The following is a 3,975-nucleotide window of genomic DNA, read 5'->3' on the forward strand; positions in this document are numbered from 1 at the left end:
GGGCGTTATGCGGCATTGCGAATTCGATTAAATGTAATTGTGGTATTTGTCTTTTCTTTATCTTGGTTATTTACGTGTAATTAAATCTATTTTAGTTTGTGGTTAAATAGTTTTTTCGCCAAAGCAGGTAAGTGGTAAATTCACTTTTCATTCGTGGCTCAAAATTCACGGTTTAGTGTGTCGCAATGCTGTGAGTTTTTTAAATATGCATTTTATGTTACTAATATTTATATAAATTGTACGATTTGTGGTGATGTAAAGCCACATAACAAGTTACTCAAACGGACGCTAAACAGTTGGCTAGCACTCGTTCCTCGTACATTTTAGCCAACAATTTCGCGCCGCTTAGTAAGGCGTTATATGCTCTTAATAAATACGTTTTAGGGCAAGACATTTTTAGCTAAGTGTTTTACGCTAAACTCGGTTTAGTGCAGCACTAATAAGCATTGCCTCTTTTACCTTTTTCAAAGGTGGCAACGCTATTAGTTTGTTCAGGCAGCTGTGAGTAGCGTAAAAATTCACAGCTATTTTTTATTTTATGGGTAACTTAAGTTCGTGCAGAGTTTGATTCAACGTTCTGTGCATATAACAAGTTGCTCAAACGGAAAAATAACAGTTGGCCATCGCTTCGCGATTATAGCCAACCATTATTTTCCGCTTAGCAAAGCGTTATATTTCACGGAGGATTTAGGTTGTCATTTCCAATTTTAGAGACACACCGCTTGAGGTTAGATAAATTATCTATAGAAGATTCTAATAGCTTATTTGAGTTGTTTTCGGATAACTCAGTTGTTCAGTATTATGACTTGGAAGCTTTCACTGAACTGCCTCAAGCGAGCAGTTTAATAGAATTCTTTAATTCTCGCTTTAACGAAAACTCAGGTATTCGTTGGGCTATTCGCCTAAAAGAAACAAATCAATTTATCGGTACTTGTGGTTTTAATACTTGGAGTCCAAAAATGAAGAACGCTGTTGTTGGATATGATTTACTGCCTAAATATTGGGGTATGGGTTTTACCACCGAAGCAGTTCATCGAATAGTTAAAGCTGCATTTTTAGGTGAGTTATCTTGTGGTAAACTTAATCGTATACAAGGCGATACAGTTCCTGGAAATTCAGCATCTGAGGCACTTCTTCTTAAAGTTGGATTCAAAGAGGAAGGAATCAGGCGTCAAAGTGGTTACTGGAAAAACCAGTTCCACGATCTTAAATGCTTTGGGTTAATTCAGTCCGAGTACTGTGAAATATAACAAGCCATTCAAGCAGGACTTTTAACAGTTGGTTAGGTTCCGCTTCGCTTCACATTTTAACCAACAATTAAAAGCCTCTTAATGGTGCGTTATATGCCCAAGGAGTTTGAATGAAGTTTTGTATTATTTTCTTAGCCTTAACGTCATTTAATTCTTTTGCTTCAACAAGTACGTTTGAATGTAAATTCCTTTCCTATAACTTGGAACTTGAGGCAAAAGGCTTTGATCATATTATCCACGAACTTAAAGTTAACGGTAATATTGTGGTTACTGAGTTATTGGATGGTAGTTGGTTTATCGAAGAGGTAAATTGTAAAAAATCCGGTTTCGAAATAGTTGCTAGTCACGCGCAGTATAATGACAAAACTAAAAAGGTGTTCATGCTAACCTATAGCGATAAGCAGGGTTATAAAATCGAAACGGGCATATAACAAGCTGTTCAAGCGGGACAAATTACAGTTGGCTGGTTCCGCTCCGCTTCACATTTTAGCCAACTACAATTTGCCCCTTAACAGGGCGTTATGAGTACTTATGGATTTGAGTAAATTATCAATATTTGTCATTCCTTTCTTTGTAATACTCATAGTTATGGAATTATTGTTGTACTTACGAATTGTAAAAGGCATACGTACTGAGATATTGGTAAGCATTTCTTTAACATTTTTATTTTCTGTTTTACTTTACTTGCTCACGCCTAATTATGGTTCAGCTAATGGGCTACTTACATTTATAAACCTAATCATAAATTTCTCTATTTTAATGTGTTTATTTATTGGATTAAATTTTTTACTCATTAAAATAAAGTCGCAAATTTTCATCCAGTTATATGTTTTTCTTTGTGCGGCTATCTCTGTACCTTTATTTTGGGTTATGTCATTGTACGTATCATGTTACACAGGACAGGGTTGTTTGTAGGTACTCATAACAAGCCATTCAAGAGGGACTTTTAACAGTTGGCTAGTCTCACTTCGTTCGCTATTTTAGCCAACTATCAAAAGCCCCTTAATGGGGCGTTATGCTGCTGTCAGGTAGTCACATCATTGGAGAGTAAATGAAACTTTTAGTTTTAGTAGTTATTGGTTTATTAAGTTCAAATGTCTTCGCGGGTTCATGGGTTACTTTGAAGAGTGAAGATTATTATCTTTGGCCAGCTGTTTATTCAACGGATAACGTTAGGTTACAGTTAATTGATAAATCAAAGTTATCAGATCCTAGCGGATGTAAATCTGTCGCATCTGATAGTTACTTTCTTCAAGCAAGCTTACAAACAGAAATAAAAAATAAAATATACAGTTTAATTTTAGCAACTAAAATGGCTAAACAGGAAATTCAAATGTGGGTGCATGGTTGTGAAGGAGATAATCCTATGGTTCAAGCCGTAAGGTATTGAGCAGCATAACAAGCCATTCAAGCAGGACTTTTAACAGTTGGTTAGGTTCCGCTTCGCTTCACATTATAACCAACAATTAAAAGCCTCTTAATGGGGCGTTAGCTGTTTAAATAATTCTTTGGTAAAACTGTTTTCTTTAACGCTGAATTTTCCGTGTAAGTATTCGTAAATTGTAATAGCTCAATCTCCTGTTTGGAGGTTGTGTTGGTTTTTATCTTTGTCGCATTAAATTTTCTAACCGATAGTGTTGTGTAAACTGCTCAACTTTAGTTGTAATCGCTATATTTATTAAGTAATTGGCGTTATATTAATTTTCAGTAAAAAGTCGGGCACTTGTAGTTACAAAATGGCATCAGCCAAAAACAGCTAACAAGTTGCTCAAACGGACAAATAACAGTTGGCTGCACTCGTACCTCGCACATTATAGCCAACCATTATTTGCCCCTTAGCAAAACGTTATATGTCGCCACTGTTCATAAAATTATGTTTTGTAACTTGGGCATTTAATTTATTAGTTTGTACTTGTTTCCGTTCTTTTTTGTGGTAACTTTAGTGGCATAAAATCAGTTTGTATTTTTAGTTATAGAGTTTTCGCCTAATCTATTTAGTGGAAACCATAACCTAAATTATAAACGGCTCAAATTCACGGTTTGGTGGCAAGTGGCGAAAGGTTTTTTAAATCTACTAATTCCACGTTTTAAGCTTTTATTGTTCTTGGTAACTTAAGTGTTTGCCATGTAAGCCACATATAACAAGCTATTCAAGACGGACGCTAAACAGTTGGCTAGCTTCGTTCCTCGCCATTTTAGCCAACAATTTCGCGCCGCTTAATAGGGCGTTATAAGGTTCTATGAAGAGGTTATTAATTTCCACTGTTTTAGTTTTAATTAGCTTTGATATTTATGCGAAAAAAATTGAATGTCTAGCTCATCCTGATTACCCGAATGATAGAGGTTTTTCCGCTGAAATAGAGCTAATTCAAAATAATGATAAATTTAAAGTTAAGATTGAAAAATTAAGTCTTAGTGATAATTGGCCATTAGAAAAATCTTGTAGTTCACCACTTGAATTTAGTAATGTTACATTTGTAGGTAGCCAAACTAAAGACGGATTCAAATTTGGGTTAGACAACGGAAAAGAATGTGGTTTTGTTTTTCATATATCTATTAATAACAAAACGCCAACATTACTTATGCCACATCACACTTTTAAGGTGTTTGGTGAAAAACCATTTTTGGCTAGGTGCAAAACCTTATAACAAGCCATTCAAGCAGGACAAATAACAGCTGGCTATTTGCTCCTTCGTCGCTTATTTTAGCCAACTATCATTTGCCT

General features: G+C 35.2%; 4 protein-coding genes. All 4 read left to right on the forward strand.

Annotated elements, in window-relative coordinates; genetic code table 11:
• Positions 1–692: 692 nt before the first annotated feature.
• The 4 genes from H4J52_RS03080 (at position 693) to H4J52_RS03095 (ending at position 3,898) form a co-directional block, all read left to right on the forward strand.
• Complete coding sequence (locus tag H4J52_RS03080) at positions 693–1,250, forward strand: GNAT family N-acetyltransferase (protein ID WP_182224213.1); 558 nt, start codon at positions 693–695, stop codon at positions 1,248–1,250.
• Positions 1,251–1,360: 110 nt separating this feature from the next.
• Positions 1,361–1,681: a hypothetical protein gene (locus H4J52_RS03085; RefSeq protein WP_182224214.1), complete on the forward strand. Its 321-nt coding sequence runs from the start codon at positions 1,361–1,363 to the stop codon at positions 1,679–1,681.
• A 620-nt stretch (positions 1,682–2,301) separates the two neighbouring features.
• Positions 2,302–2,640, forward strand: coding sequence for a hypothetical protein (locus H4J52_RS03090; RefSeq protein ID WP_182224215.1), 339 nt, complete (start codon positions 2,302–2,304; stop codon positions 2,638–2,640).
• A gap of 850 nt (positions 2,641–3,490) precedes the next feature.
• A complete protein-coding gene (locus tag H4J52_RS03095; RefSeq protein ID WP_182224216.1) occupies positions 3,491–3,898 on the forward strand; it encodes a hypothetical protein in 408 nt (135 codons plus the stop codon).
• The last annotated feature ends 77 nt before the right edge of the window (positions 3,899–3,975 follow it).

The sequence above is a fragment of the Colwellia sp. MB02u-14 genome, from assembly GCF_014076915.1.
Taxonomy (GTDB): Bacteria; Pseudomonadota; Gammaproteobacteria; order Enterobacterales; family Alteromonadaceae; genus Colwellia_A.